The following is a 26,361-nucleotide window of genomic DNA, read 5'->3' as shown; positions in this document are numbered from 1 at the left end:
GAACCTATCTGCTCGAATGATTGCTCGACAACGTTCTAAGCCGCATGCGAAGCGGCCGAAACGGTATAGCTCAGCGGCGCCAACTCGGTGCCGGCGGGATAGTTGTCGTCGAAGATACGGACTCCGGTCCTAGCGAGAGTAACTTTTGCATCGGTCATGCTCGCGAGACTCGCGGCGGGATTGGTTGCCCCCGGCGTGAGGTAGGCAACGACAACGCGCGGAGCATCGGACTTTCGACTCATGGAGTCCACGACGGATAGCTGAATAGTTTCACCAAAGGTGATCCAGGGGTCCTCGAGGCAGACCGCAAGGATTCCCCGGTAGGCGCTGATCTCCACTCGGCCGCAGAATTTTAGAGTGGCATCGCGGGTTGGGGAGTCGACTGGCGAGGCAGGCCAGACGAAGCCCCCATCTTCCTCCAACGCTCCGTCAGAGACCTGCTCCGCGCCGTCCTCGATTGTCCGGACGTACTCGCGGAAGCTGTCTTTGACCCGCCAGTGGAGGAAGCCGCTATTCATAGCGTCGGGGCGACTTCAACCTCGACACCGTCCAGCTCAGACTGGACGACGAGCTGGCAGCCCAGTCTGCTGCGATCCGGCACGAAGGAGTCCATGATCTCCATGAGGTCCAGTTCCTCGTCACTTGGATCGCCGATACCCGAGGAAACTTCCGGCGAAAGGTACATGTGGCAGGTGGCACACGATACTTCGCCGCCGCACTCACCGGTCACGCCGGGCACATCGTTGTCAACCGCGACGCGCATGAATGACTGCCCGTCACACGCATCGACTTCCTGGCTGCCCCCATTGAGCAGCTTGAAGGTGATCTTGGTCACTGTCCCTATCAGTCCTTTGCTGTTAGTTCCGACGCTGATTATTTCAGCCAAGTTCTTCTGGAAAGAACACACTCCCATGGTACAGAAGACATGCTTGTGCCCGCAAGAGCCCGCGCTGACTCTCAGAAAACCTCCGCGTGACGGAGGGGTTGGGGGGTCGGCTGCGGATGAGGCTATGCCCGTTTCATGGAGCTAACGACGGCCCTGGGGCAAGCTGTGTCGAAAAAGAAGGAGGCGCTGGCGCAGGGGCGCGGATCGTGTGGGGAAGTCCTGGACCCTTAAGGCGCTGGTCGAGTGGACAGGTTGGGACGGCGACTGTTTCGGGCCGCGCTGCGGGAGGCTCTGGTATTGAAAATCATCAAGCCCACGCCGGGCAGGCTTCTGGCCCCGATGCTGCCGGTGCTGGCGCAACTGCTGCGCCGGGACGGGAGCTTGAGCTCAGCTATTATCGACCAGAAGACTGGCGGGGAACTCTGCTCGAGTCCCGGATTTCGATCCGCCCCGGGCCCAATGAGACGGCCACCGTCCCGGGGGTTCGAGGAGATCGATCCGGTCGGTCACCAAGTGGCAACAGCTTCCGTGAATTCTGCTGAACCTTCACGGTGACCGATACCAAACAAGGCCGCCAAATGGGTCTTCTGTATTAGCCAGAGACGTCAATGACAGTCGGCGTGGTGTGGTGACACGAAGAAACGACCTCCAAGTGGGGTGGGGCTTGTCTAGAGTCCCCCCACAAGGAGGGCTTCAATTTCCCATGCTAACGCGATCCTGACGCCGAAGGGTTGGCTCCGTCCGGCTCGGTGCATCGTCGATGGTAAGTGACCGCTGCGTCGCGCGGCGAACGGTTACAGGTCTCGTTCACGACCGCGGAGCGATGGGCGCAGATCACCTTCACCAGGTCCCACCCTGAAAAAAGAACGACGGCGCCCGCGTGGAGCAGAAAAGCTGGTCCTTTGGGTTCGGAACTGGTCGGCTAACTGTCTACCAACCCCAAACACCCACAGCCGCTTGACGAAGAACATAGGCACTTTCACGCCACATTCTCTGCGCTGACAGCCGAGCTGGAGACCCGGGCACTGGTAAAGGTGCCCGCCCGCATCGAACCCGTCAACCGTGCCTGGATCAACCGAGATCAGGCGGACGTAATCTCACTGAGGCAACGTAGCCAACTATCCGGAGGCTTTCTAAGGACGCAACGAATCACTCTTTCCAGAGGTATTGCAATGAGGCGCAGAGAGTCTGCACTGGTGCTTGGATCCCTTATAAAGGTGCGGCGCCCAGGGGACTGGTTACAGCTGGTCTGCTTGCACTTCGTTACGCGCGAGCAGCGACTTCAACAGATCGACGTCACGCACCTCGCCTGCACTGGCGACCGCGCCTGCTTCAACGAGCTGACGACCCTGCGCGAAGTCGCGCACGTTATTGATGCAGTCCAACGCGATGATCCTTCCATCGCGGAGGTAGACCACGCTGAACTTCGCGTTTTCGACGTCGCCGCGCACGATCGCTTCGTCGTAATCGGTCATGAGCCCCACCGTCTGCAGTTTCACTTCATACTGGTGTGACCAAAACCACGGAGCGGGAGTTTTGCCGTTAGGGATACCGAGAATAGCGTTCGACACGGCTTTGGCCTGTTCGGTGGCATTGGGCACCGACTCCAGCCGCACTCGTTCGCCGTTGGCAAAGGGATGGTGCTTGTTCGCGCAGTCTCCAGCGGCGAAGACCCCGTCAACGCTGGTGCGGCCGTCTGCATCGATGTTGACCCCGTTGCTGCACTCCACGCCGCCCACCGCGAGGGCCTCGATGCTCGGCACCAGACCGATGCCGACGAGCACGAGGTCGACGGGCAGGCTCTCGCCCTCGATGAGAGTGACCGCGCTGACCTTCCCGTCGGTGCCGTGAATCTCGCTCACGCCGCTGCCGGTCCGGATATCGACCCCCCGATCGCGATGCAGTTTCTCGTAGAACGCCGAGACTGTCGGACTGGTGACGCGCGCAAGCAGTCGGTCCGCCGCTTCGATCACCGTGACCGAACAGCCTCGCAGGCGCAGCGCAGCAGCGACTTCGAGACCGATGTGGCCGCCGCCGATGATGACCGCCGTGCGGGCGGTGCGCATTGCCTCTCTGATCGAGATCGCGTCCTTCAGGTCGCGCAGACTGTATACCCCGTCGAGTTCGGCCCCCTCGATGGGCAGTCGGCGGGGGCTGCCGCCGGCTGCCCAAACGAGGTGACGGTACTCGAACCGGTCATCCATAGACGTGTGGATGAGGTGGTCGGCGGGGGAGACAACGTTCACCGTGGTGCCGAAGAAGGTCTCGATTCCTTGCTCGGCCCAGTACGACGACGAGCGCAGCAAGAACTGGCTCGCCTCCACCTCGCCCCTGAGAAACGCCTTGGACAGGGGCGGTCGCTCATAGGGTTGGTGCGGATCATCGCCGATTAGGGCAATGCTGCCCGCGTATCCGCCCTGTCGGAGCGACTGAGCTACCTGGACTCCCGCCTGACCTGCCCCGACGATCACTGTGTCGTATGTGTAGTTCATTTCCCGTACCACTTTCCTATGAGCTGGCGGTGTACGCTCTGCGGAAAACAGGACATCTCGACCGTCGCGATCCTCATTCTTTAATCTGCCTTTGCCAGGCCATGCCGATGCACCCGAGGGTGGGTCACTGGACGTTCCAGCCTCGCCCTAGGTCGGCAACCAGTTCCGGCCCATTTGCGTTGACGAAAACGGTATCTTCGATCTTCACAAATCCGAAGCCCTCCTTCTGAAAGGAGGTCTCGATGGACACGACATAACCCGCCTGCAGCGGTTCGTCGACGTGGTCGGGTGTCACGTCGCCCAGGCTGATGAGACGCGGTTGCTCGTGGGTCACGTAGCCGAGACCGTGAATGTCGAGGAACATGTCTTCATGGAAGCGCGACTCGCGAACTGAGCGGCGGCCAAGATCGACCACATCCCGACCGATGCTGCCAGGCCGGAGAGCCTCGGCGATCCGGTTCTGGATGCCGAGAATGTCGTCCATGATGTCGTTGAGCATGCTGGAGGGTTCGCCGCGAATGCCCATGCGAGCAATGTCGCCGATGAATCCGTTCAGGTTGCCACCCGAGTCGAGTGATGCGAACTGGTTGGCCTGCCAAAAGACGTCTGGCGAGGGTTTGCGAAGTATGCTCGTCCCTGCGCTCACGAGCGAGAAGTCGAAAGTCAGGTCTCGCTTGACCTGCTCGTCGCGAAGACGATTGTTCAGCTGAAGGGTCGACTCGCCGACGGGTGCCTCGGAGAAGACGGCCATCATCGCCTGGGTCACTTTTTCGGTGGCGGCGCGAATCTGGTCGAGTTCCCACGCCGCCTTGATGGCGCGCTGCCGCTCCAGGATCGGGCCAGCCTCGATGAAGCGTGCCTTGGGCAGACCAGCCCTCAGAACATCGAACGCGTCCACTGTGAGGAAGCTCCGCTCGATCGCAATCGTCTTGGTGTCGAGGCCGAGTCGCTTGATCTCCTCGACCGTGTGTTGCGCGCCGAGGTGCTGGGCGATGTTGCTGTTGCGGACATTCTTTAGCCACAACGGCTCAACAGTCTGGTGCCAACCGTCGATGAGGTTCCCGACGTAGAACGTCTCGTCGGAGCGACCCGCGGGGTAGCCGACGAAGGGGAGCCACTGCGTGTTGCCTACTGCGGGCTCGGTTGCGTTAATCCAGTAGTAGTATCCGCCGAGCAGGTACCGACTGTTGGGTCGAGACGTGGCCAGAACGAGATCCACGCCCGCCTCCGCCAAAAGCGCGTCAAGCCGCGAAGTGTCGAACGGTGCGTCCCGCGTCGTCTTCTGAGCGGTGTCAATGCTCACAGCGGTGAATGATTCTTCCTGGGTTCTGTTCATCCTGGTTTTCCCCTCGCGTGTGCTTTCCAACATTTGCTTCCGCTAGATGGTCGACGCTCGCTCATCATTTCAGTCACGAATGCATCCATGAACGGCTTTGCGTACTGCTCCGCGAAAAATGTTCTTCTGAAAAGAACTTGGTTCTTCTGCTGCGATTACTATAGACTGCTAAACGCGGAGGATGTCAAGAGAAACTGTTCCTCACAGCCGTCCATCGGTCCTCCGCTACGCGTTGCCGAAAACAGTTCGGCTCCCGTCGAGGAACCCGCTGTTCGCCTCTGCGACCAGCGGAACGCATGTGCCCTCCGGCATCGGGGATCGTTGGCACCCGGCGGAGCACCGACGTCCCAACACCCGGGTGCGGTGTGCTCCGCGCCGCGTCAGGAAGGAACCAAAGATGTCTACCTCCACCGCCACTGCAGTTGTCTACGAAGGGCCCCGCGTTCTTACGATGAAGGAGATACCCCTCCCCACCATCGGACCGCAGGACACATTGCTCGAGGTCGTTTTGTGCGGTGTGGACGGCTCGGAATTGCATATGTACAACGGCAATTACGACTGGCTCAACGACAAGGCGCCCGTAACCTTCGGTGACGAGATCATCGGCCGAGTCGTCGACATCGGTGTCGCTGCCAAAGAACGCCACGGCCTGGTTATTGGCGACCTCGTAACGGTGGAGGCTCGCTGGCCCTGTGCGGCAGGCTGCGAAAACTGCGACCGAGGGCAGTACTTCCTATGCATGCACAATACGACTTTCCGAGGTTACGGAACCATCTCCCTAGCGGAACCGCCGCATCTGTGGGGAGGATATGCCACTCACGTGTTCGTTCCCGAAGGAGCGCTTCTCTACAAGGTGCCTCAGGAACTGCCGCTCCGCACGGCGCTCTTCGCATGCTCCGTTCTGGCGAACGGGCTGCGCTGGAGTGAGGTAAACGGAGCGGGCCCTGGCAAGACCACCGTGGTGATCGGCCCTGGTCCCCAGGGACTGGCATGCACGATCGCAGCAACGAGAATGGGTTCGACAGTGGTCGTGGTGGGCCTCGAGCACGATGGGGAGCGTCTCGCGCTTGCAAAAACCCTCGGCGCTGCACACACCTATGCCATCCCGGAAGGCGAAGAACCAGTCGAAACAGCGCGCAAGATCCGCGCACTGGTCGGGCGAGTCGACGGTGTGATTGAGGGGGCCGGCTACACCCCCGCGCGTGATCTCGCCTTCGAGGTCATCTCACCACTTGGCATAGTCACGCTGGTCGCCGCTCCCACGCCGCCCGTCCAGGAGATCAATTGGCGGAACGTCCGCGAGGTCACGATCAACAGCCCGCTCTCGCATCCCCACACGATCGCTCGTTCGTTCGACTTCGCGGTCCAACTCCTCGAGGAGGGAATGGACGTTGGGAGCCTGGTGACGCACGAGTACTCCCTCGAGGACGCGGAAAAAGCCATCGCGGTCGCGTCGTACAAGACCGATGAGCACCCTATCAAGGTCGTCCTGAACCCCGCGCTCTGATCGCGGACCCACAACATCCGATCGGCGCGAAGCCGAATTCAAAAGAAGCGAGCATCGATGGTGCACTTAAACGGTTTGATCCATGGGCTCACGGAGTCCTCGAGTTTTCCGGTCGGCGGGTGGTTCAGCAACGCGGACTACCTAACGGCGCGGATGATCGGTGACTCTTCAGCAGATTTCACCATCATCGATATGGAACACACCGGCTTCTCGATGCCGGATCTCGGCCAGACGATGCAGTGGCTGATCAGCCGCAGAAGGCTCGCGCAGGCGCGCCCGATCCCGGCATCTCCCATCGTGCGGGTCTCGCCTAATGCCGCGGAACGCAACCAGTGGGTTACCAAGCAGGCGTTGGACTACGGCGCCTTCGGCATTCTTGTTCCTCAGGTAGTTGATCCCGAGGACGTCGTCGCTGCCGTCTCGGCCATGCGATACCCCCAAGGACCGGGTGGCAAGGGGCCGGAAGGTGTGCGCGGAGCACTGCCCACCCATTCGTCGCGCTATTGGGGTATCTCGGTGCCAGAGTATATAGAGCGGGCCGACCTGTGGCCCCTCACCGAGTCCGGGGAGCTCACCCTCCTGCTGCTTGTGGAGAACGTCAAGGCCTGGGAACGGATCGATGAGATCCTCGCCGTGCCCGGCGTGGGCGCCTTGATCTGGGGACCCGCAGACGGTGCGATGACCCTTGGGGTACGCGACTTCAACCTCGCCGACTCCAAGCTTGACCCCTATCGCCGAAAGGTCATCGAGGCGGCCAAGGCTGCGGGTGTGCCGATCGGCACACCCGGAGCGGTCGACGTCTTTCAGGCTATCGACGAAGGGATGGACTTCCTCTGCCTACCCAAATGGAGCGAAGACACAGCCAACGCAATTCGTGATTATGCCGCTAAGAAGCGCTGACCGAGACGGGCCGCGTCGGTCCTGACGAGCAGTGGCGGTTTCTAGGGATCGTTGCAACACCTATTGGTTAGGTGGGTTAGTAGTAAATCACGTAAACGCTCGGCTAGGGTTTTCCAGTCGGGCGTTTTGCGTGAGCGTCCGCTGAATTCCTGGGCGGCGTGTTCTAGGCCTCAGGCCCGTAGACGGACAGATCTGTGCCTTTGGGGAAAGTACTGGCGCAGTAGTCGGTTGGTGTTCTCGTTTGAGCCGCGTTGCCAGGGTGCTGGCGGGGTCGCAGAAGAAAACCTGCATGTTGGTAGCCAGGGTGAAGGATTTATGTCCGGCCATTTCCGGGCCTGGTCCAAGGTCCGGAATCCTCGCGGGTGCGCCGGTGGGACGGCCATGGTGTTGATGAGTCCCGTCGCGGACTGTTTCAGTGGTGTGGTCATCCGGGAGGTGGACGAGCATCACGTAGCGGGTCGTGCGGTCGAGCAGGGCTGCGATCGCCAACTGGTTGTATGCCCCGGGGATGAGGTCCCCTTCCTGACGATGGCGGGCATGGCGCGATCCTCTACCATGGGCGGACGCTTGGAGATCATGACCTTGGGGTCGATGAACCTGTGGGGTGCGTTGTCCTCCGGCGTCCTGGGGGTAGAGGGCCTGGTACATCGTCTCTGGGCTCACGCGCAACCGGGTTCCTGGGGAACTCTTCGAGCAGCGTGTGGCTGATCTGTTCCGAAGACCAGCATGGGAGCAGTTTGTCCTTCACGTAGTCACGCAGGTCCGGCTCAACAGCGAGTTTGGCGGGTGCTTCCGTACCTTGCACAGGGTCAAAACCTGCCTCGCGAATCCATTGATGACAGGTCACCACACTGAACACCCTAACTCCCTCGCTGTGGCACTCAGGCTCTGAACCCGGTCGAGTAAGCGCAAGAACTGATCCTTCTGTTCCGGAGAATATCTCCGACACCTAGCGGGCTTGGCCGTTAAACACGACGCGGTCGTTGCAACTCCCAATCAGGATGTTGCAACGACCGCCATAGCCCGCCAGTCAGGCGTTGTCCGAGCGCGTCCAGTCGCCCAATTCGTCATACACGATTGCGAACTGCTCGGGCGCCTTCGCGGGGCTCATGTGGATGCGCCCTCCACGCACGGCAGTCACCAAATTCTCTAGAGCCACCGTAGGGTCGCCCTCGATCTCGTAAACGGCGAGGTACTCCAGCGGATCATCGGCGGCCGCGGTGTTACCGGCCGACTGGGTCACCGACTTGCGATACCGACGGGCAGCAACGAACCCGGGAACGGCAAGCATCTCGGGAAGATGCTGCGCGTCGTACCAATCGTTGTATTGCTCTTCGCTGCCGAGTACGGGTTTGGTCTTGACGATCAGGATGGGCATGCTGCAGGTTTCCTTACTTTGAGGCGGATAGTCCGGGTAGCCAGAGTGCGGTTTCCGGCCATATGACGAGTGCGATGAGCATCAAGTTGCCGGCGCCGATGACCGGCACGACACCTTTGAATACGCCGGTGATCCTCAGTGTGCACCCCACGCCACTCGTCGCCGTCGGGCGAGGGACAGCATGATGAACGTCAGATCGAGGATGCTGAGCAAAGGGTGATGAAGATTGCCGGCCGTTGACGTCGATCAGAATGTTCAACATCAGTCCGAACGCCAGCACCCTTCCGAGGGTTGCGGCAATAAGGCGGACCCGGTCGATGGCGCCAGGGGAACCGTTCGGGGACCGCTCATTGCGCGTGCAGGATCGGCAATGCTCCAGCGAGAGCTCTGGGTCGGACATTAATTGCATACTGCATCACTCTCAACTCCCTCGTTGAACGCTGGCGCCCGCCGAGACCCGTTGTGATTACGACCATAACACGACGGGACCGTTTAGAAGAACACAATTCTGCAGGATAGATCCGTGCACGCACGACGGTGGTCAGGCTAATAGCTGATGTCGAGCCGCTTGAACGCCCTCACATGGTCTGAGCAACACATTCGGGATCAGCAACCACGACCATCGATCGTCCCGGGGGTCGAAACGCTTGGCCGCGGGGTAACCGCCCCGGTGAGCAGCAAAGGTTTCATCGTCACCCCAGGTCCCGTAGCCCTTCGGCAATCGCCGAAGCAACTAACTCGGGCTGTTCCAAAGCCGAGAAGTGCCCCCCGTTTGGCAGATCGACCCAATTGACAATGTTCGCATGGTGCTCGGCCATTCGTCTGGTTGTCCGATACGGCTCGAAGGGCGGCATGGCGATAGCCGTTGGTACCTCGATCCGATGGGGAGAAGGGCCGAACTGGCCAGCGGCGCCGGTCTCGTAGTAGAGACGCGCCGCCGAACCGGCAGTCCCAGTCAACCAGTACGTCGATACGATAGTGAGAATTTCATCCCGGGAGAGGCCAGTCTCAACATTGCCGTCGTTCTCCGTCCACGCGCGAAATTTCTCAACTAACCATGCAGCGAGTGCCACAGGAGAATCACAGAGCCCGTATGCGAGCGTCTGAGGCTTGGTCGACTGGATCGAAATATAGCCCGTTTCCCAACGTGCGTACGCGGCCTGTTGATCGTGTAGTCGTTTCTCCAATGCCGTCGGCTCCCCATCCTCTGGGCGCAGTCCTGCGGTAGTGAGGAAGGTCAGGTGCACACCCATCACGCGATCGGAGTAGCGCCGGGCGAGATGGCCGGAGACGATCGCGCCGAAGTCGCCACCGTGTGAGAAGAACCGTGCGTAGCCGAGGCGAGTCATAAGTTCGGCGAACCTATCAGCTATCCCCATGGGGGTGAGACCCGTCATTGTCGTCGGCCCGCTAAACCCGAAGCCTGGCAGAGAGGGGATCACCAGATGATAAGCGTCTTCGGAGCGGCCGCCGTGGGCGACCGGATTGCTAAGCCGGTCGATGAGGCCGGTGAACTCGAAAGGCGAACTCGGCCAACCGTGCAGAAGCAGGAGAGGGCGAGCGTCGGGGACAGCGGAAGGTACGTGGTAAAAGTGGATACTCACACCGTCGATCAAGGTCGTGTACTGGGGGTAGGAGTTCAACCGGGCTTCGAACGCAGGCCAATCGAAGGATGATCTCCAGTACTCGACGAGTCCGCGCAGGTACCCGAGGTCGGTGCCCTGGCTCCAGCCGATCCCGCTGGGCTGGTCAGGCCATCTCGCGTCCCGGAGGCGTCGCCGAAGGTCTTCGACTTCGCCATTGGAGATGTTCACGGTGAAAGGTGTGATGAACGCGGAGGACTCCGCCATGTGCACTCAGAGCTCCCTGTCAGTGCCGAGCCTCAGGGCTCAGTCGTCGGATCTAGGTTATGAAGATACTGCATCGACACGCGTGGTGGCCGTCCGCTCCGACTTTCAACACATGTAGCACAGCAGGGTTTGCCCGGTTGCCCTTCCGTCGGCGTGGGTCTACAGTTTGATCTGTACAGCAGATCAGTGTTCTGTAAAATTCCCTCGGCCGATGAGGAGCAAACCTCGTGACACCGCGATACCAAGAGTTGGTGGATGCGCTCTACACGCGCTTCAGCACACCGGTCACGCTCTTGGACGCGCACTTCAACATCGTGGCCTTCTCTTCCCAGCCGGCGCACCTCATCGACTCCTCACGCGCGGACGCGATCCTACGCCGCCCGCCTAAGCCGGAGGTGCGAGCCTATCTGGATACTGCCATGCAATCGACGGATGATCGTGGAAGGGTCAGCGCCAATGAGGCGCTCGGTCTCCTTGAACGGGTCTTCGTCAAGGTACACGCAAAGGGCCGCCTGATCGGATACCTGTGCATCATCGATCCTGAGCGCGCCGTCACTTACGCCGCTCTGGATGATCTCAGCGAGAACCTCAACGCTGTCGGCAACGAATTGCAACTGGACCGGATCACGCGAAACGGCGTCCGGGAGGCCGTTCCCAGCCTCCTGACCGGGCAGCCGCCGGAACGAGAGATTGCGGCCGAGCTGATCGCCGCGAGGGCGCGCGTCGGTTACGGCGCCTATCGCGTAGTGATCATCGACGCGGGCGCCAACCGGGCGGCCTCCTCCGAAGCGACGTGGGCGCAACTCTTTCACGCAGAGGTCGCTTGGGGCCGGATCGGTAGTCAGTGCGTGGTGATCGTGGGAGGTTCCAGCGATCACGTGCTCCGCCGCATCCGGCAGGGAGCGCTGGACGCGGCCGGCGAGCGACCGATCGCCGCGGCTGGCGGAGTGGTCGACCGGCTCGAGGACGCGCATCGGTCCTACAGGGAGGCCACCCTGGCGCTGCAGGTTCTCCGCAGCGAGGCGCTCGCTGCGCGGACCGTGTGCTGGGACTCGCTCGGCGCCTGGCGGCCACTACTGCTGCTGGGTCGCGAAGAAGCGCTCCGGTGCATAGATCCGCGAGTCAACGAACTCATCAGGACATCGACGCGCACGACTATCCGCCTTCTGCAGCGCTACTTGGAACGCGACTCCGACACCACCACTCTGGCACTCGACTTCCACCTGCACCGCACGACGGTGTACGCGAGACTTCGGAGGCTTCAGGAGCGGTATGGACTGTCCTGGGAGGATCCTGAGGACCGGTTGGTTTCGATCATCGGAGTGCGAATCGCCCTGCTCTATCCCGTCGAGCAGGAGCCGGATAAATTGCTGGACACCCCGAGCCTCCCGATTCGCGGAGTCTCCTGACCCTACTGTCCACCACCCGTGCACGCCGCGCGGGATCGAGTGGCTGATATCGAGATAAGAGGACGAAGGACATGACTGGACGCGTTGAAGGCAAAGTTGCATTCATTACAGGTGCTGCGCGCGGGCAGGGTCGCTCGCATGCAGTCAGGCTTGCCCAGGAGGGAGCCGACATCATCGGGCTGGACGTCTGCGCCAATACCGGGTTCGACTATGAGGCGTCCACCAGCGAGGATCTGGCCGAAACCGTGCGACAGGTCGAGGCAGTGGGGCGCCGGATGCATGCCGGCGTCGGCGACGTCCGTGACTACGAGTCCGTGAGCAGTGTTCTGGCGGCGGGGGTGGAGCGTTTCGGAAAGGTCGACATCGTCCTCGCGAATGCCGGGATCGCCAACTCGGGCAAGCTCTCGCACGAATGGAGCGACCAAGAGTGGCGCACGATGATCGACACCAATCTCACTGGCGTATGGAATACCACGAAGGCAGCAACCCCCTACTTTATCGAGCAAGGGACGGGCGGATCAATGGTCATTACCAGTTCGCTCGCCGGAATGAAGGGCGCCCGAGGCTGCGTCGGCTACGTCGCCTCGAAATGGGGCGTGCTCGGGATCACCAAGTCGCTTGCTCGCGAACTGGCGGAGTACCGGGTGCGGGTGAACGCGGTGAGTCCCACCAACGTCGAGACGCCGATGCTCGATAATCCGATGATGTACAAAGTGTTCCGGCCGGACCTGGAGGCCCCCACCCTCGACGACGCGATAGGCACGTACGCGACAATCAACCTTTGGCCCATCCCTTGGATCCAGCCGATCGACGTGTCCAACATGATTCTCTTCCTCGCATCCGAGGAAGGTCGATACATTACCGGCGCCGTGCTGCCGGTCGATCTCGGCGCGAGTGTTCTCTAGCCGTCGGTCATCACACGACATACATTGAGAGGAAGTTTATGACCATCATCAAAGACGCCCCCACTGAACTGTTCCCGGACCCATTGCCCCTTATAGGCAAGGGCCGACCTCGGTCGGTGAATGGGGGGTTGCACCAGCACATCTACCCCGCGACCGGCCGCCCGACGATTGAGGTACCTCTGGCCGGACCTGACGACGTGGATCACGCCGTCGCGACGGCCCGGAGCGCAGCCCGAGAATGGCGCGACACGCCACCGAATGTGAGGCGTCGGCTGCTGTGGCAACTTGCCAAGTTGGTCGAAGCGAACATCGAGGAGCTCACCGCTATACAGGTTGCGGAGAACGGCACTCCGATCGTTTCCGCAGGCCGGTACGCCAGTTCGGTCGTGGATGTGCTCGAGTATTACTCCGGGTGGCCTGACAAGCTGGTCGGTCAAGTCCATCCCGTGTGGCCGGTCGCCGCATTCGACTACTCAGTGCGTGAGCCGCACGGCGTTGTCGCAATCATCATCCCGTGGAACAGTCCCCTCTTCAGCGTTGGTACAGTGGTGGGACCGGCCCTGGCCGCCGGCAACACGGTGATCGTGAAGCCGCCGGAACTCACGCCTTTTACTTCGTTGAGGTTTGCCGAGTTGGCGCTTCAGGCGGGCATCCCGGCAGGCGTGGTCAATGTCGTTCCGGGCGGTGCAGCAGTCGGCGCCGCTCTCGTATCGCATGCCGGAATCGACATGATCCACTTCACAGGCAGCGGACGAACCGCAACGCGGATACTCCAATCGGCTGCTGAGAACCTCACACCGGTGGGCCTGGAGCTGGGTGGCAAGTCGCCCAACCTGATCTTCGCCGATGCTGATCTCGAGAGCGCCGCTGCTGCCGCCGTTCGCTACAGCTTCCAGAACGCCGGCCAAGGTTGCGTGAACGGCACCCGGCTCCTGGTTGAGGATGCGGTTTTTGACGATGTCGTGTCTTTGGTGAAGGAGCGCTCCGAGGACACTTATCGCGTCGGCGATCCGGTGTCTCCGGAGACGACGCTGGGCCCGGTGATCAATCAGGCCGCGGTCGATCGCATCCTCGGAATGATCGATCGTGCCAAGACATCGAGCGGCGGTCGCGTGATCAGCGGCGGTGCCCGGTATGGCGGCGAGTTCGCCGACGGGTACTTCCTGCAGCCTACCGTCATCGCCGACGTGGATCCACGCGCGGAGATCGCCCAAGACGAGGTCTTCGGCCCGGTTCTCTCGGTCGTCCGGTTCTCCGATGAGGAGCAAGCCGTCGCAATCGCGAACGACACGAAGTTCGGTCTGGCTTCGTACATACAGACGTCTGACATCACCCGCGCGCACCGTCTGGCGAACGAGCTCGACACCGGGATGGTGTGGATCAACGGGGCCGGCGGGCTACCCCCGTCGATCCCCTTCGGCGGCGGAAAAGACAGCGGTGTCGGCCGCATCGGCGGCCTTGAGGGCCTCCAGCTGTTCAGCCGAACCAAGAACGTGTGGATCGCACTCTAACGCGTCAACGATCGTCAGCCTGCTGTTCCTCGACGTCAACGATCGATTCGAAGACGAAGAGCAGCAGGGCTGACGACCGTTCTCCCATGCCCAGTGTCACTCAATATTCCAAACGAACTCAGAACGGACTCGGGGAAATCTCCAGATCGGTCCCGTCAGGCGGCGAGTGCTCGTCGATGCGGCCGAGCCGGCGACGGGCGCTTCGCCAGAGTCCTCGCGCCGACGATCGTATCCCTGGTGGGAACGTATCCCCGTTGCCGGATGATCGCCGCGCCCACAGACCGGTCCCGCCGGTCTTGCACGCATCAACGCGACAGGCGTAGGGCCGCTGCTGCTGACGATTGGGCCCTGCTCAAAACAGCGCGATAATTCTGCTATACAGATTGACATCCGATGTTGCAGAACGCTATTCTTCAATCGGTAGTTGTTGAGCGCCGCAAACGATGAAGTTTGAGTGGTTGAAACGATGAGCGTTACAAGGTGGGCACACCGGCCCAGAGGTGTTGCGGCCGTGCTTTGGGCCCCATTCAACTGAGGCTCTGCGTTTCTTCCGTAATCCAGCGGACCTTGCGTCCGCGAGAGAGGACCAGCTTGTGACTTCACCCCAAGCGCACAGTACGTATGAGCACGAATTCGCACGCTCTGTCGAGGATCCGGAGGGATTCTGGCGCGAGGCAGCTCAGGACATTGGATGGGTACGACCGCCGCAGCGGATCCTCGATGACACTCGCGCGCCGTTCTATCGATGGTTCGCCGACGGTGAGCTCAACGTCTCGTGGAATGCTCTCGATCGTCATGTCGAGGCGGGCCGCGGCTCTCAGGATGCCATCATCTTCGACTCAGCAATGACGGGTCAGCGCAGGCGAATCAGCTATTCCGAACTGCTAGATGAGGTATCGCGGTTCGCGGATGTGCTGCGCAGGCATGGCGCAGCACGCGGGCACCGCGTCATCATTTACATGCCGATGATTCCGGAAGCCGTCGTTGCGATGTTGGCATGCGCGAGGATCGGCGCCGTCCACTCGGTCATCTTCGGCGGTTTCGCCGCACCCGAGCTCGCCGCGCGGATCGACGATGCCCGCCCAAATCTCGTCATTACCGCATCAGGCGGGATCGAACCTTCAGGGCCGATTGCATATCTGCCGATTCTTCGAAGGGCTCTTTCCCTTGCGAGCAACGGGAAGCAAGGTACTGTCCAGGCCGTGATCGTCAAGGAACGCGCGGAGGTGCCCGGAAACGCCATCGGACTGGACAGTGTGGCGGGAGAGGGCTGGCTCGACTGGAACAGCGAAATCGCCCAATCTCAGCCGGCGGCGCCCGTAGCTGTATCCGCAAGCGATCCGCTATATGTTCTGTACACCTCCGGGACGACGGGGCGACCGAAGGGCGTAGTACGGGACAGTGGTGGCTACGCCGTTGCACTGGCCTGGAGCATGCGCAACGTGTACGGGATTGATGCCGGAGACGTCTGGTGGACGGCATCCGATGTCGGGTGGGTGGTTGGACATTCCTACATCGTTTATGGTCCGCTTATCGTCGGCGCCACGACGGTGCTTTACGAAGGCAAGCCGGTAGGCACCCCTGACGCCGCGGCCTTCTGGCGTGTGATCGAACGGTACCGAGTGCAGGCGCTTTTCACAGCGCCCACCGCGATTCGCGCGATCCGACGCACCGACCCCGAACTGGAGTTGCTGGGCGGAATCGACGTGTCCAGCCTCGAGGCGGTCTTTCTGGCCGGAGAGCACTTAGACACCGAAACCTACCACTGGCTGGCTGAGGCCTTAAGCGTTCCCGTCGTCGACCACTGGTGGCAGACCGAAACCGGCTGGCCGATCGTAGGAAACCCCCGCGGCCTTGGGCTCCTAGAGGTCAAGCCCGGATCAGCGACCGTTCCCATCCCGGGTTTCCAGGTCGAGGTTGTGGACGGCCGCGCTTCCCGCTGCGAGGCTGGGACCGCGGGGAACATCGTGGTGAAGCTACCACTTCCGCCCGGAGCCCTTATCTCCCTCTGGAGCGGCGAAGAGCGTTTCAAAGAGGCCTATTTAGATGCCTTCCCCGGCTATTACTCCACGGGCGACGGGGGAATGATTGATGAAGACGGATACGTCTTCATCCTGGGGCGCACCGACGATGTCATCAATGTCGCCGGACACCGCCTGTCCACAGGCCAGCTTGAAGACACTGTGCTCACCCACCCGTCCATCGCTGAGGCCGCGGTGATCGGGGTACGCGATTCACTCAAGGGCGAAAGACCGTGTGCCTTCGTCACATTGAAAGCAGGACTTGAGACCAGTGATGATGCGGCGCTCAGGGACCAAGTCGTCGACCTGGTCCGCAACACGATTGGACCGGTCGCGTCATTCAAGGATCTGTTCGTGGTGCCAAGGCTTCCGAAAACGCGCTCGGGCAAGGTTCTCCGCAAGACGTTGCGGGAGATCGCGAACGGTGATGGCTTAACGGTGCCGGCGACCCTCGATGACTCCGACGTCTTGCAGGCGTTGCAAGCCGCCGTTACGACCAACACAAAGGCCGTGTCTCGATGATCTGGTCATCGCGACACGGAAGATCCCATCTCGAAATCCCGAAATCGAGATGCCACCAAGCGGAGCAAGAGGATGACCGCCGATATGAACCAGCGTCACGCAACAGCGCGTCTTGCCGAGCAGCGGATTCCCGCACCCCAACCAGATCGGTTGCAATGTCTTCGAATCCGCATTCGCTGAGTTCGCCGCTTTCCCTCAGGACTGGCCAGGCGAGCGAGTCGCAGACCCCACATCAACTTATGGAGCCATCATGACAGAGACCAATGAGACAAAAATCGGCCCGAGGTACGGTCGGGCTGTCATCATCGGAGCGAGCATCGCGGGCAGTGCCACTGCCGCCGCAATCGCACCGTACTTCGATAAAATCACCATCATCGATCGCGACCGGCTGCCTGAAGAGCCCGGACGCCGAACGGGTGCACCGCACAGCTACCAGTTTCACTCCCTGACGGCGGCCGGCCTCGAGAACCTGGAAGCTCTCTTCCCGGGCTTGACCAAGGATCTCACCGAACGCGGTGCACCGCATGTCGACCCCTCACAGGTGTTGCGATACCGCTCCAAGCGTGGGTGGTTCCCTCGCCAGCAGTCCGGCATGCGGCAATTGCGCGCGACTCGACAGTTGCTGGAGTGGTATCTGCGCAGCAAACTCCGCGAACTTGAGAACGTCGAAGTGGTGCAGAAGACCACAGCAACTGGACTAATCATCGAGAACGGACACGCCGTAGGTGTGCTCACTGAAGGCGAGTCCTCCGGCGAGATTCGGGGCGACTTCGTCGTCGACGCAAGCGGTCGCCCTTCCCTCACCCCCCACTGGCTGGAAGCAGCGGGCTATCCGCGACCGAAGGAGACAGTCGTCGATGCCCACTGGGGCTACACGACGATGTATCTCAAGGTTCCGGAGGATTGGGATCCGGGTTACTCCTCCATGCTCATCGCGCCAAGGATCGATGGCGATGGTCCCGCGGCCACACGGGGAGGATGTGTCGTCAAGCACGAAGACAATCTCGTCGTCATGACCGCGCAAGGGTGCGCCGGCGACTATCCGCCCCGCGATATCGAAGGTTTCAAGGATTTCCTCGGTAGCTTCGAGTCGAGCGAGTTCCTCGACATCGTCGAGAAATTTGAGGTCGTCGGTCCGATTCAGTCGTGGACGAATACCGCCGGTCGCCTCCGCGACTATGTGAACCTGCCTACCAGGCCCGAGAACCTGGTGGTCCTCGGGGATGCGGCTGCGGCACTCAATCCCGTCTACGGCCAAGGCATGAGCTCCGCCGCGATCGGCGCTCGAAAGCTGGGTACGGCCCTCAGGTCATACCAGGACGACGGAGCAACGACGCTAGACGGACTAGCAGAGAACTTTCAGAAGGATCTCGACTCCATCATCCAATTGTGCTGGAACTTCTCCACGAATGCGGACTACTCCATCCCGGGCGTGGAGATCGACGGAGTCGTTCAGGAAGGAACCAAGTCGGAGGCAGCGGAATACACCGACCGTGTCCTCGCATTGGCGACGGAAGAGCCCGAAGTGTCCTTGAAATTCCAGGAAACGGGCAACCTCGTGCGCGGTGGCGAGTGGCTTTCCGATCCTGAGTTGCGACAGAGGATCCAAGAAGACTGGGATCGTCTCGGAGCGCTGGGCAAGGGCTGAAGCTCGCCGCGAGACGCTTTTAGAAACGCCGTACGACGAAAGGAAACCAGACATGTCAGGAAGAGTCGAGGGCAAAGTCGCCTTCATCAGCGGAGCGGCGCGAGGGCAAGGACGCAGTCACGCCATCCGTCTCGCGGAAGAGGGTGCGAACATCATCGCGGTGGATATCGCGGCCGAGATCCCGGACAACATGGCTCCCGGGGCGACAGGGGAAGACCTCAATGAAACCGTTCGGATGGTCGAGGCACTCGGTCGGCGCATCGTCGCCATGAAGGCAGACGTGCGCGACTTCGACGCGCTCAAAACAGCGGTGGATGCCGGCGTGGCCGAACTGGGACGACTCGACATCGTTGTCGCGAATGCGGGCATCACCGGCCTAACACATCTTGGCGAGGATTTCCCCGAAGAGCAGTGGCAAACGATGATCGACATTAACCTCAGCGGCGCCTGGCACAGCGCGAAGGCGGCGATCCCCCACATCAAGGCCGGTGGTGGCGGCGGGTCAATCTTGCTCATAAGTTCTGCCGCGGGGCTTCGGGGTTTCCCGCGCGCGGCGCACTACTCCGCGGCGAAGCACGGCCTCGTGGGCTTGATGCGCACGCTCGCGCTCGAGCTCGCCGGAGATTTCATCCGCGTGAACACCATCCACCCCACGCAGGTGAGTACCGAGATGATCCTCAATGACAGCATGTACCGGCTCTTCCGTCCGGATCTTGAGAATCCCACGATCGAGGACTTCCGCCCGGCATCGCAGTCGCTCAATGCCATTCCTGTCCCATGGGTTGAGCCCGTGGACATATCGAACGCGGTGCTCTTTCTTGCCTCGGACGAGGCACGCTACATCACAGGCGTCGCGCTGCCCGTCGATGCCGGCGCCGTAATCAAATAGGACAAGGAAAGGGAATATCATGACACGATTGTCAGGGAAAGTAGCCATCATCACGGGAGCGGCGAAAGGCCTGGGCCTAGCCGCAGCACAACTCTTTGCTGCGGAAGGCGGCCGCATCGTCCTCTGCGACATCTCTGAACCCGATCTGGCGGAAGCCGTTGACAGTATAAAGGCGGCCGGTGGCGACGCAATCGCTGTTCGCCTGGATGTGACCTCTGAGGACTCGTGGAACCACGCCGTCACTCGAACACTCGAGGCCTACGGTTCGATCGACATCCTCGTGAACAACGCGGGCATCATTATTACCAAGGGCGTTCTGGAGACCGAACTCGACGAGTGGAATAGGGTTCTGGGAGTCGACATCACCGGTGTCTGGTTAGGTGCCAAGCATGTCATCCCTCACCTGAAGGCTGGAGGGGGCGGATCCATCGTGAATGTCTCGTCTGTCGCCGGTATTGTGGGCGGGTTCGCGGGAGACGGTGGCAGCGCCGCTTACAGCGCCTCAAAGGGCGCTGTGCGCTCGCTCACGAAGCACATTGCCCAATGGTTCGCGGGAGACAACATCCGCTCAAACTCTGTGCACCCTGGTCCGATTTTTACGCCGATGTTTGTGCTGAACGGGATACCTACGCGCGAGGCCGCTGGGGAGATCTTCAGGGGTTACGTGCCACTGCCTCCGCACGTGGGCGAACCGCAGGATATTGCTTACGCGCTGCTATATCTCGCCTCTGACGAATCCAAGTTCGTCACCGGCGAAGAACTGATCGTCGACGGCGGTCTTGTGAGCCACTGACCCGAGACCAGCGACTGGCGCAGTGGAGCCTGGAGCCGGAGAGAGCGCTCCGCTGCGCCCTTGCATGTCGCTCAATAGATCAGTAACGGGCCACACCCTCTTGCCCCAGTGAGATACCTCCGCCTGATCTCAGTTGTTCCAAGGGCGACTGGTTGAACGTGGGCGGGCTTCTTTGCCAGTGGCAGGGTTTCCAGGTCGGCTGCCAGAGCCAGGATGTGGCGTGAGACTGCCTGGGTTTGATCTTTTTGAAGGCGGCTTTCATGTGGATGACCAAGCGTTTGCGCATCCTTTCGTGCCTGACCGCGCGTTGGTGAGGCGTGGCGAATGCGTCGTGTTTCTCGGCGACCTCGCCCCCGTGGCGCTGTTGGAGACCAGCTTCTGCTGAGGCAGTAGATAACTGGTGAATACCCTGTCCAGCGCCCAGATTTCGTTGAGGTCGGCCAGAACAGCGGCGCTGTCGAAGCGCAGTTAGTCGACCAGCTCCCGGACCCGGGACCATTTTTCTGCTCCGCGTGTGCGCAGTCGTTCTTGTTCCAGGGCCGAGACCCGATGAAGGTGATCTGACGGGCGCGGCAGTAGTTTGATCAGGAGCTGGTGGATGAACTCCGAACCGTCGTCCGAGCTAATCCGAATCGATCCCGATGATCGGGACGGGACACCGCCGTGACGTGCTCCAAGGCTTCGAAGACCCATCTGGCGGCCTTGTTTGGCAAGTGTCCACGCGGTGGCGATATCGATCACCGTGAAGGTTCAGCAGAATTCACCGAAGCTGTTGCCATCTGGTGACCGACCAGATCGATCTCCTCGAACCCCGGGACGGCGACCGTCTCGTTGGGCCGGGTGTGGATCGAAATCTGGGGCTTGAGCAGAGTCCCGGCTTGGTCTGGGACCGTCCCTGCGGGATCAGTTTTCGCCCGTTCCCCGCCAGTCTTCCGGTCGATAATCGCTGAGCTCAAGCTCCCCATCTCGGCGCAGCAGTTGCACCAGCACCGGCAGCATAGGGGCCAGAAGCCTGGCCGACGTGGGCTTAGGGATTTTCAACACCAGAGCCTCCCGCAGCGCGACCCTGAAACAGTCGCCGTGCCAGCCGGTCCATTTCACCAGCGCTTCAAGAATCCAGGACTTCCCCGCACGATCCGCGCCCCCTGGGCCAAGGCCTCCTTCTTTTTCGACACAGCTTGCCGCATACGCGGTCAACACCCCCACCACTCCGTCACGCGGGAGGTTTTCAAATGAGGCAACGCGGACACTTGACAGTCGCGGTGATCGCCAAATATGGTCGTATTGTTCTTCTAGATCGACTACCTATCTGCATTACAGAACAGAATCGGGGAAACAGTGACTGACATCCTTCCCGTCGCACCCTCGGACGCGGGAACGCTCGGGCCCCCACGCGACTGGTCATTATTCATCGGGAATAAGTTCGTTCCCTCCGCTGGCAAGCGCATTCCAGTCATAAACCCGGCAACAGGCGAACAGATCGGCACGATCGCCGATGCGACCGCCGAAGACGTAGACCATGCGGTGGAGGTTGCAAGATCCGCGCAGGTCTCGTGGGCGCGTAAGGCTCCCCGCGCGAGGGCAAATCTGCTCCTGCAAGTCGCGCAGGTCCTGGAGGCTCACGCCGAGGAGCTCGCTCTGATCGATTCCGTCGACAACGGAAGTACGCTCCGCATGATGCGCGGCGACATCGCACTCGGCATCCGGCAAATCCGGTACCTCGCCGGGCTGACCACGGAGCTGAAGGGACAATCGATCCCCACCGATGAGCGCGACAGCCTGGACTTCACCATTCATCAGCCCTTTGGTGTGGTTGGCAGGATCGTGCCCTTCAACCACCCATTCATGTTCGCCGCGTCCAAGGTAGTCGTACCCCTTGCCACCGGCAACACAGTGATTCTTAAGCCGTCAGCGGAGACCTCGTTGTCCGCTCTGCGGTTCGCAGAACTCGCCGCGCAAGTGCTCCCACCGGGCGTCCTCAACGTGCTCACCGGTCGCGGAAGCCACGCCGGGGATCTGCTCGTGCGCCACCCCGACGTCCCTCGCATCGCTTTCACGGGCAGTGTCGAGGTGGGTCTGCAGATCCAGCGTTCTGCAGCGACCAACCGAGCCAAAGTCGTTACCCTTGAACTCGGTGGTAAGAATCCGCTGATTGTATTCGCTGACGCCGACCTGGACGCTGCAGTTGGCGGTGCCGTGCGTGGGATGAATTTCACTTGGCAGGGCCAGTCGTGCGGTTCGACCTCCCGGGTGTATGTCCACCGCAGTCTCTGGAGCTCATTCATCGAGCGCATGGGCCGCCAGCTGGAGGCGATGCAGGTCGGCGATCCACTCGATCCAGCATCCGATGTCGGCGCAATCGTCTCTCGCAAGCAATACGATTCGGTACGCGGCTTCCTGGAGGAAGGACTCGCCGATCCGAACGCTCGCCTCGTCACAGGCGGCCTGGAGGACAGACCGAGTGTGGGCACCTTCATCCGGCCGACCTTGTTCGCCTTCGATGGAGGGGGCAGCAGATCGCGCTTGGTGAACGAGGAGATCTTCGGGCCGATCGTGGTCGCGATGCCCTTCGACGACTACGACGAGGTGATCGAAGAGGCTAACCGCCTCGACGTCGGCCTCACAGCGAGCGTGTGGACAACGTCGCTGGCTACCGCCATGGCTGCTACCCGCGACCTGCAAGCAGGATACGTCTGGGTCAACCACAGCGGACAGCACTTGCCGGGCGCTCCGTTCGGCGGCATGAAAGACAGTGGTATTGGCCGCGAGGAGAGCTTGGAAGAGTTCTACTCGTATGCCCAGCAGAAGAATGTATATATCAACTATAGTGAGAGCGGTGCTCGAAAGTGACCGAAACGTACGACGGAATAATCATCGGATCGGGACAACACGGCTTGGTGCTGGGCAGCTATCTCGCCAAGCAAGGTCTGAAGATCGCGGTCCTCGAGCGACGGATGATGTTCGGGGGAGGCCTCAGCACCATTCAGCCGGGCCCCCCAGGCTTCTACCAGAACCCGCATTCGATTAATCACTTCAACCTCACCGAGACTCCCTGGTATAAGGATCTGGGGCTTAGCGCGAAGGTCAAGTACGCTACTCCGCGATACGACTTCGCCCAGCCTCACGCTGACGGCACGTCCCTCGTTTTCTCCCGTGACGCGGAGGAAACCATCGCCTCGATCGGCCGCTTCTCGCAGAAGGATGCTGAAGTCTTCCGCGACTGGAATAAGCGCGCCGATGCCATCAGCAACGCAATCTTTCTTCCCGAGCGCTTCTCCGAACCGTTGCCAGAGGCAGAGCGCACCGCACTCCTGGAGACTTCGAAGCTCGGGCGCGACTTCCTCGAGATCATCGAGCATCAACCGATCGACCTGATGAACAACCTGTTCGAGAACGAGCGTGTGCGGCTCCTGATGCTCTTTAAGCTCTCCCTGTTCGGTACGGTGCTTTATGACGCGGTGTCGGAACGTAGCCCGATGGGTGCGGCACTCAGAGGATTTGATCTTGCGGCCGGATACCAGGTGGCCGTCGGGGGGAGCTGGAACCTTGCCCGTGGGTTGATGGAGACGTTCATCGCTGCAGGAGGTACGTTCATCAATCACGCACAGGTCGACCGGATCGTCGTTGACAACAATCGCGCGACGGGTGTCGAGCTCGCCGATGGCCGGCGACTTCGCGCGCGCCAGTTCGTCGCGAGCACGATCGATGTTCCGCAGACCTTCAATCGCCTGGTTGGCCTCGACCAGCTGCCTTCTGACTACCAGGAGAAGGTTAAGAAATTCAAGCAAACCGCGTGGACACTGTTCGGATTGCACCTCGCGCTCAAGGAAGAGCCCTCCTACATCGGCGCCGACTTCGACCCGAACATCAACCGTGCGCTGAAGTACAACATCGGCTGCGAGTCGGTCGATGAACTGTTCGAGCTCCACTCCCAGGTAGCAGCGGGGCGGGTGCCCGACCCTTTGTCGTTCGGAACAGGACACATCACACAGTTCGACCCTTCCCAAGCCCCTGACGGCCAAGCAACCGCATACGCGTGGCTCGCGATGCCTTACGCGCCAGGAGGTGCTCCTGAGAACGTCGAGTCCATGAAAGAAGAGATTACCGACAAAATCATGGACAAATGGCGGGAGTACGCACCCAACCTCACACCCGACAACGTGTTGCATAAGTACGTGCACACTGCGCACGACTACAGTCGCGACATCACCAACATGGTGGAAGGGGACATCTTCATGGCTTCTTTCGCCGGCGACCAGACCATGTGGAACCATTTCGGCTACCGCACGCCTATCGAGGGGCTTTATATGGCGGGATCGCCTACCCACCCCGGCGGGGCTATCTCAGGCGGGGGAGGCTATATCTCGGCCAAAGTCATCGCTGAGGATCTCGGGTTGACACCTTGGTGGACTCCGGTGGACGCCCGCTCGGCCCTCGAGTCGATTAGGGACTAGTACTGCAGTTGCGTTTATTTTCTCTGCGGTCGGGGCGCTTAGTCTGTGTTCGAGCATGCGGATGTGTTAATCCTTGGCGGTGGGCGATGATATTTGCGTGGCGGCCATGGACATGCTCCGCGTCCTGGACGCAGGAGTCCCGGCAGCCTGGGTAGCAGGGGACGGTCTACGGCCAGTACCCCTGCTACGCGGCCCACGGAGAAACGCGGCCTCCATTGTGTTCGCCTCTCGGTGTCCCAGCGCGTCATTGTCAAGGACGGAACCTTTGCTGGCACCGAAAGCCAACCGATGCTGCTGCGGCTGACCTCGCACCGGCCGCGTGGCGGCGCAGCCGGTGGGAGGTGATGGCTGCGGAGCAGCTCCGTGTCACTTCCGCAGGAATGGGTCGCGCTGTCGCCTGGCCCGCACCGTCACGCACGTCGGGTACCAGGTTGTCGAGGCCGCGCGGATGAACGCCCGCTCCGACCGCGTTATCGGCAAGTCCGATCCTTTGGACGCCCACCGCATTGCCTCCGCATTCCTGCCCTCGGCCGTTACGAACTGCGCCTCCCCGCAGGGATGACGGCGGCGTCGGGGCCCATGACCGCGGCAATCGCGCTGACCGCCTGGTCCCACCTCGGACGAGTTCGTTCCGAAGCCGTGTTCGCCGCCCTTGCCGGCACAAGCCCCATCCCTGCTTCCTCCAGAAACACCATCCGCCATAGACTCAACCGCAGGGGCGATCGGGGCCTCAACAGAGCATCAAGCACTGCCACAATCACCCGCATGTCTCACGACCCGCGCCCCGCACCTACGTCGAAAAATGGAGTGCTGACGGCCACACAACAAAGGAGATCCGCCGCTGCCTCAGGCGATACGTGGCCCGCCAGATCCACCGCGTGCTCAATGCTGCCGAGGCAACACCTAGCCCCGTTTGACAAACACAGAAGGATCCTTGGACCGTAGCGCCGCTTGAAGCAATTGGTTCGCCTGACCCGGGGAACTGGTACAGTCTGATTGAACGATGTTCCACCAAGCAGAATTTGGAGACCACTGTGAGTGAATCAAGATCCGCCCTAGCGCTGGTGGACGAGGCGTCCGGCGACACGCCGAACTATCCGATCGGCTCTGTCGATAACGCGCTGAGGCTCATCGTGATGTTCAGCGAACGCAAGTCCGTACGCATATCAGATGCGAGTCGTCTGCTAGGTGTCGCGCGTTCCACTGCGCATCGAATGATCCAGATGCTGCAGTATCGCGGCTTCGTGGTGCAGGACGAGGACACGCGGGCCTACGTGCCCGGGCCGCAACTGCTGCGCATCTCGTTCGCGATCGTGCAGAACCTGGATCTGCGCACGGTCGCCCAGCCTGTCATGGAGCAGATTCGCGATGAACTAAATGAGACCGTGCATCTCACCGAGCTTCGTGGGAAGGATGTTTACTTTCTGCACTCCATTGAGAGTACCCGCTCGCTTCGTGTGGGGTCCCGGATTGGAATGACGCTGCCCGCTTACTGCACCTCCTCCGGCAAGGTGATGCTGGCGGACCTATCCTCACAAGAGCTCACAGAGGTCCTTGGGACAGCTACCCTGCCGAAGCTGACGGAGAGAACGATCAATACGCGGAAGGAACTAGATGCCGACCTGCAGCTAGTCCGTGAGACCGGGTTCGCCACGAACTTCGGTGAGAGCGAGCCAGAAGTGCACTCAGTCGCGGTGCCGATTCGTGATGGCAAAGGGCGCGCCAGGGCTGCTTTGGCGATTGCAGCGCCGCCCTCAAGGCTCGAGCCGAGCCAGGCTGAAGAGATAGCTCGAATTCTTGAAACGGGTGCGTCAAAGATCGGTGAGTCGCTCCCGGCTTGATGAAACTCAAGGCAGTCGT

At 61.1% G+C, this 26,361-nt stretch carries 21 protein-coding genes and 2 pseudogenes; 14 read left to right on the top strand and 9 right to left on the bottom strand.

Annotated features, from left to right (window positions below; genetic code table 11):
• Positions 1–35 precede the first annotated feature (35 nt).
• The 4 genes from KSW38_RS19790 to KSW38_RS19775 form a co-directional block, all read right to left on the bottom strand.
• Complete coding sequence (locus tag KSW38_RS19790) at positions 36–518, bottom strand: HtaA domain-containing protein (RefSeq protein ID WP_216926663.1); 483 nt, start codon at positions 516–518, stop codon at positions 36–38.
• A complete protein-coding gene (locus KSW38_RS23660) occupies positions 515–835 on the bottom strand; it encodes a 2Fe-2S iron-sulfur cluster-binding protein (RefSeq protein WP_216926662.1) in 321 nt (106 codons plus the stop codon). The genes KSW38_RS19790 and KSW38_RS23660 overlap by 4 nt, the downstream gene beginning before the upstream one ends.
• A 1,289-nt stretch (positions 836–2,124) precedes the next feature.
• Positions 2,125–3,378 (bottom strand): NAD(P)/FAD-dependent oxidoreductase, encoded by a 1,254-nt coding sequence (locus KSW38_RS19780; RefSeq protein ID WP_216926661.1) that lies wholly within the window; start codon positions 3,376–3,378, stop codon positions 2,125–2,127.
• Between the two features lie 124 nt (positions 3,379–3,502).
• Positions 3,503–4,714, bottom strand: coding sequence for a M24 family metallopeptidase (locus KSW38_RS19775; RefSeq protein ID WP_216926660.1), 1,212 nt, complete (start codon positions 4,712–4,714; stop codon positions 3,503–3,505).
• Between the two features lie 397 nt (positions 4,715–5,111).
• On the opposite strand from KSW38_RS19775, the gene KSW38_RS19770 reads away from it, so the two are divergent.
• The gene (locus KSW38_RS19770; RefSeq protein WP_216926659.1) at positions 5,112–6,221 is read left to right on the top strand and encodes a zinc-dependent alcohol dehydrogenase; all 1,110 of its coding nucleotides are present in this window, start codon (positions 5,112–5,114) and stop codon (positions 6,219–6,221) included.
• Between the two features lie 57 nt (positions 6,222–6,278).
• A complete protein-coding gene (locus tag KSW38_RS19765; RefSeq protein WP_216926658.1) occupies positions 6,279–7,121 on the top strand; it encodes an HpcH/HpaI aldolase family protein in 843 nt (280 codons plus the stop codon).
• Between the two features lie 41 nt (positions 7,122–7,162).
• On the opposite strand, the pseudogene KSW38_RS23885 reads toward KSW38_RS19765, so the two are convergent.
• The 4 genes and pseudogenes from KSW38_RS23885 to KSW38_RS19745 form a co-directional block, all read right to left on the bottom strand.
• Positions 7,163–7,905 (bottom strand): annotated as a pseudogene (locus KSW38_RS23885) (IS30 family transposase); the annotation flags it as partial.
• Between the two features lie 246 nt (positions 7,906–8,151).
• Positions 8,152–8,499: a DUF4286 family protein gene (locus tag KSW38_RS19755; protein WP_216926657.1), complete on the bottom strand. Its 348-nt coding sequence runs from the start codon at positions 8,497–8,499 to the stop codon at positions 8,152–8,154.
• Between the two features lie 13 nt (positions 8,500–8,512).
• Complete coding sequence (locus tag KSW38_RS19750) at positions 8,513–8,899, bottom strand: hypothetical protein (protein ID WP_216926656.1); 387 nt, start codon at positions 8,897–8,899, stop codon at positions 8,513–8,515.
• Between the two features lie 292 nt (positions 8,900–9,191).
• A complete protein-coding gene (locus tag KSW38_RS19745; RefSeq protein ID WP_216926655.1) occupies positions 9,192–10,349 on the bottom strand; it encodes an epoxide hydrolase family protein in 1,158 nt (385 codons plus the stop codon).
• Between the two features lie 227 nt (positions 10,350–10,576).
• Here KSW38_RS19745 and KSW38_RS19740 point away from each other — a divergent pair, with 227 nt between their 5' ends.
• The 8 genes from KSW38_RS19740 to KSW38_RS19705 all read left to right on the top strand — a co-directional run bounded on the left by KSW38_RS19740 (position 10,577) and on the right by KSW38_RS19705 (position 20,432).
• On the top strand, positions 10,577–11,758 hold the full coding sequence (locus KSW38_RS19740) for a PucR family transcriptional regulator (protein WP_216926654.1): 1,182 nt from the start codon (positions 10,577–10,579) through the stop codon (positions 11,756–11,758).
• Between the two features lie 71 nt (positions 11,759–11,829).
• On the top strand, positions 11,830–12,663 hold the full coding sequence (locus KSW38_RS19735; RefSeq protein WP_216926653.1) for a mycofactocin-coupled SDR family oxidoreductase: 834 nt from the start codon (positions 11,830–11,832) through the stop codon (positions 12,661–12,663).
• A gap of 38 nt (positions 12,664–12,701) precedes the next feature.
• The gene (locus KSW38_RS19730; protein WP_216926652.1) at positions 12,702–14,174 is read left to right on the top strand and encodes an aldehyde dehydrogenase family protein; all 1,473 of its coding nucleotides are present in this window, start codon (positions 12,702–12,704) and stop codon (positions 14,172–14,174) included.
• A gap of 593 nt (positions 14,175–14,767) precedes the next feature.
• The gene (locus KSW38_RS19725) at positions 14,768–16,717 is read left to right on the top strand and encodes an acetate--CoA ligase (protein WP_216926651.1); all 1,950 of its coding nucleotides are present in this window, start codon (positions 14,768–14,770) and stop codon (positions 16,715–16,717) included.
• A gap of 250 nt (positions 16,718–16,967) precedes the next feature.
• Positions 16,968–18,365, top strand: a complete 1,398-nt coding sequence (locus KSW38_RS19720) for an NAD(P)/FAD-dependent oxidoreductase (RefSeq protein WP_216926650.1) — start codon at positions 16,968–16,970, stop codon at positions 18,363–18,365.
• A 52-nt stretch (positions 18,366–18,417) separates the two neighbouring features.
• Complete coding sequence (locus KSW38_RS19715) at positions 18,418–19,254, top strand: mycofactocin-coupled SDR family oxidoreductase (RefSeq protein ID WP_216926649.1); 837 nt, start codon at positions 18,418–18,420, stop codon at positions 19,252–19,254.
• A gap of 19 nt (positions 19,255–19,273) precedes the next feature.
• Positions 19,274–20,047 carry an SDR family NAD(P)-dependent oxidoreductase gene (locus KSW38_RS19710; protein WP_216926648.1) on the top strand — a complete coding sequence of 258 codons (774 nt, stop codon included), beginning with the start codon at positions 19,274–19,276 and terminating at the stop codon, positions 20,045–20,047.
• Positions 20,048–20,267: 220 nt separating this feature from the next.
• On the top strand, positions 20,268–20,432 hold the full coding sequence (locus tag KSW38_RS19705; RefSeq protein WP_216926647.1) for a hypothetical protein: 165 nt from the start codon (positions 20,268–20,270) through the stop codon (positions 20,430–20,432).
• Positions 20,433–20,950: 518 nt separating this feature from the next.
• Here the strand turns inward: KSW38_RS19705 and KSW38_RS19700 are convergent.
• Positions 20,951–21,247 carry a hypothetical protein gene (locus KSW38_RS19700; RefSeq protein ID WP_216926646.1) on the bottom strand — a complete coding sequence of 99 codons (297 nt, stop codon included), beginning with the start codon at positions 21,245–21,247 and terminating at the stop codon, positions 20,951–20,953.
• A 138-nt stretch (positions 21,248–21,385) separates the two neighbouring features.
• Here KSW38_RS19700 and KSW38_RS19695 point away from each other — a divergent pair, with 138 nt between their 5' ends.
• The 4 genes and pseudogenes from KSW38_RS19695 (at position 21,386) to KSW38_RS19680 (ending at position 26,342) form a co-directional block, all read left to right on the top strand.
• On the top strand, positions 21,386–22,897 hold the full coding sequence (locus KSW38_RS19695) for an aldehyde dehydrogenase family protein (protein WP_216926645.1): 1,512 nt from the start codon (positions 21,386–21,388) through the stop codon (positions 22,895–22,897).
• Positions 22,894–24,501 carry a phytoene desaturase family protein gene (locus KSW38_RS19690; RefSeq protein WP_216926644.1) on the top strand — a complete coding sequence of 536 codons (1,608 nt, stop codon included), beginning with the start codon at positions 22,894–22,896 and terminating at the stop codon, positions 24,499–24,501. The genes KSW38_RS19695 and KSW38_RS19690 overlap by 4 nt, the downstream gene beginning before the upstream one ends.
• Positions 24,502–25,074: 573 nt before the next feature.
• Positions 25,075–25,418, top strand: a pseudogene (locus tag KSW38_RS19685) (transposase); the annotation flags it as partial.
• Positions 25,419–25,535: 117 nt separating this feature from the next.
• Positions 25,536–26,342, top strand: a complete 807-nt coding sequence (locus tag KSW38_RS19680; RefSeq protein ID WP_216926642.1) for an IclR family transcriptional regulator — start codon at positions 25,536–25,538, stop codon at positions 26,340–26,342.
• Positions 26,343–26,361 lie beyond the last annotated feature (19 nt).

The organism is Paenarthrobacter aromaticivorans (assembly GCF_019038615.1).
Classification (GTDB): domain Bacteria; phylum Actinomycetota; class Actinomycetes; order Actinomycetales; family Micrococcaceae; genus Arthrobacter; species Arthrobacter aromaticivorans.
This window is presented reverse-complemented; position numbering and strand designations above follow the sequence as displayed.

Coding starts and splice junctions, on each gene's coding strand:
- KSW38_RS19730 (WP_216926652.1), top strand. CDS start 12,702: ATGACCATCATCAAAGACGCCCCCACTGAACTGTTCCCGGACCCATTG.
- KSW38_RS19710 (WP_216926648.1), top strand. CDS start 19,274: ATGACACGATTGTCAGGGAAAGTAGCCATCATCACGGGAGCGGCGAAA.
- KSW38_RS19780 (WP_216926661.1), bottom strand. CDS start 3,378: ATGAACTACACATACGACACAGTGATCGTCGGGGCAGGTCAGGCGGGA.
- KSW38_RS19770 (WP_216926659.1), top strand. CDS start 5,112: ATGTCTACCTCCACCGCCACTGCAGTTGTCTACGAAGGGCCCCGCGTT.
- KSW38_RS19765 (WP_216926658.1), top strand. CDS start 6,279: ATGGTGCACTTAAACGGTTTGATCCATGGGCTCACGGAGTCCTCGAGT.
- KSW38_RS19750 (WP_216926656.1), bottom strand. CDS start 8,899: ATGTCCGACCCAGAGCTCTCGCTGGAGCATTGCCGATCCTGCACGCGC.
- KSW38_RS19735 (WP_216926653.1), top strand. CDS start 11,830: ATGACTGGACGCGTTGAAGGCAAAGTTGCATTCATTACAGGTGCTGCG.
- KSW38_RS19755 (WP_216926657.1), bottom strand. CDS start 8,499: ATGCCCATCCTGATCGTCAAGACCAAACCCGTACTCGGCAGCGAAGAG.
- KSW38_RS19790 (WP_216926663.1), bottom strand. CDS start 518: ATGAATAGCGGCTTCCTCCACTGGCGGGTCAAAGACAGCTTCCGCGAG.
- KSW38_RS19720 (WP_216926650.1), top strand. CDS start 16,968: ATGACAGAGACCAATGAGACAAAAATCGGCCCGAGGTACGGTCGGGCT.
- KSW38_RS19745 (WP_216926655.1), bottom strand. CDS start 10,349: ATGGCGGAGTCCTCCGCGTTCATCACACCTTTCACCGTGAACATCTCC.
- KSW38_RS19715 (WP_216926649.1), top strand. CDS start 18,418: ATGTCAGGAAGAGTCGAGGGCAAAGTCGCCTTCATCAGCGGAGCGGCG.
- KSW38_RS19775 (WP_216926660.1), bottom strand. CDS start 4,714: ATGAACAGAACCCAGGAAGAATCATTCACCGCTGTGAGCATTGACACC.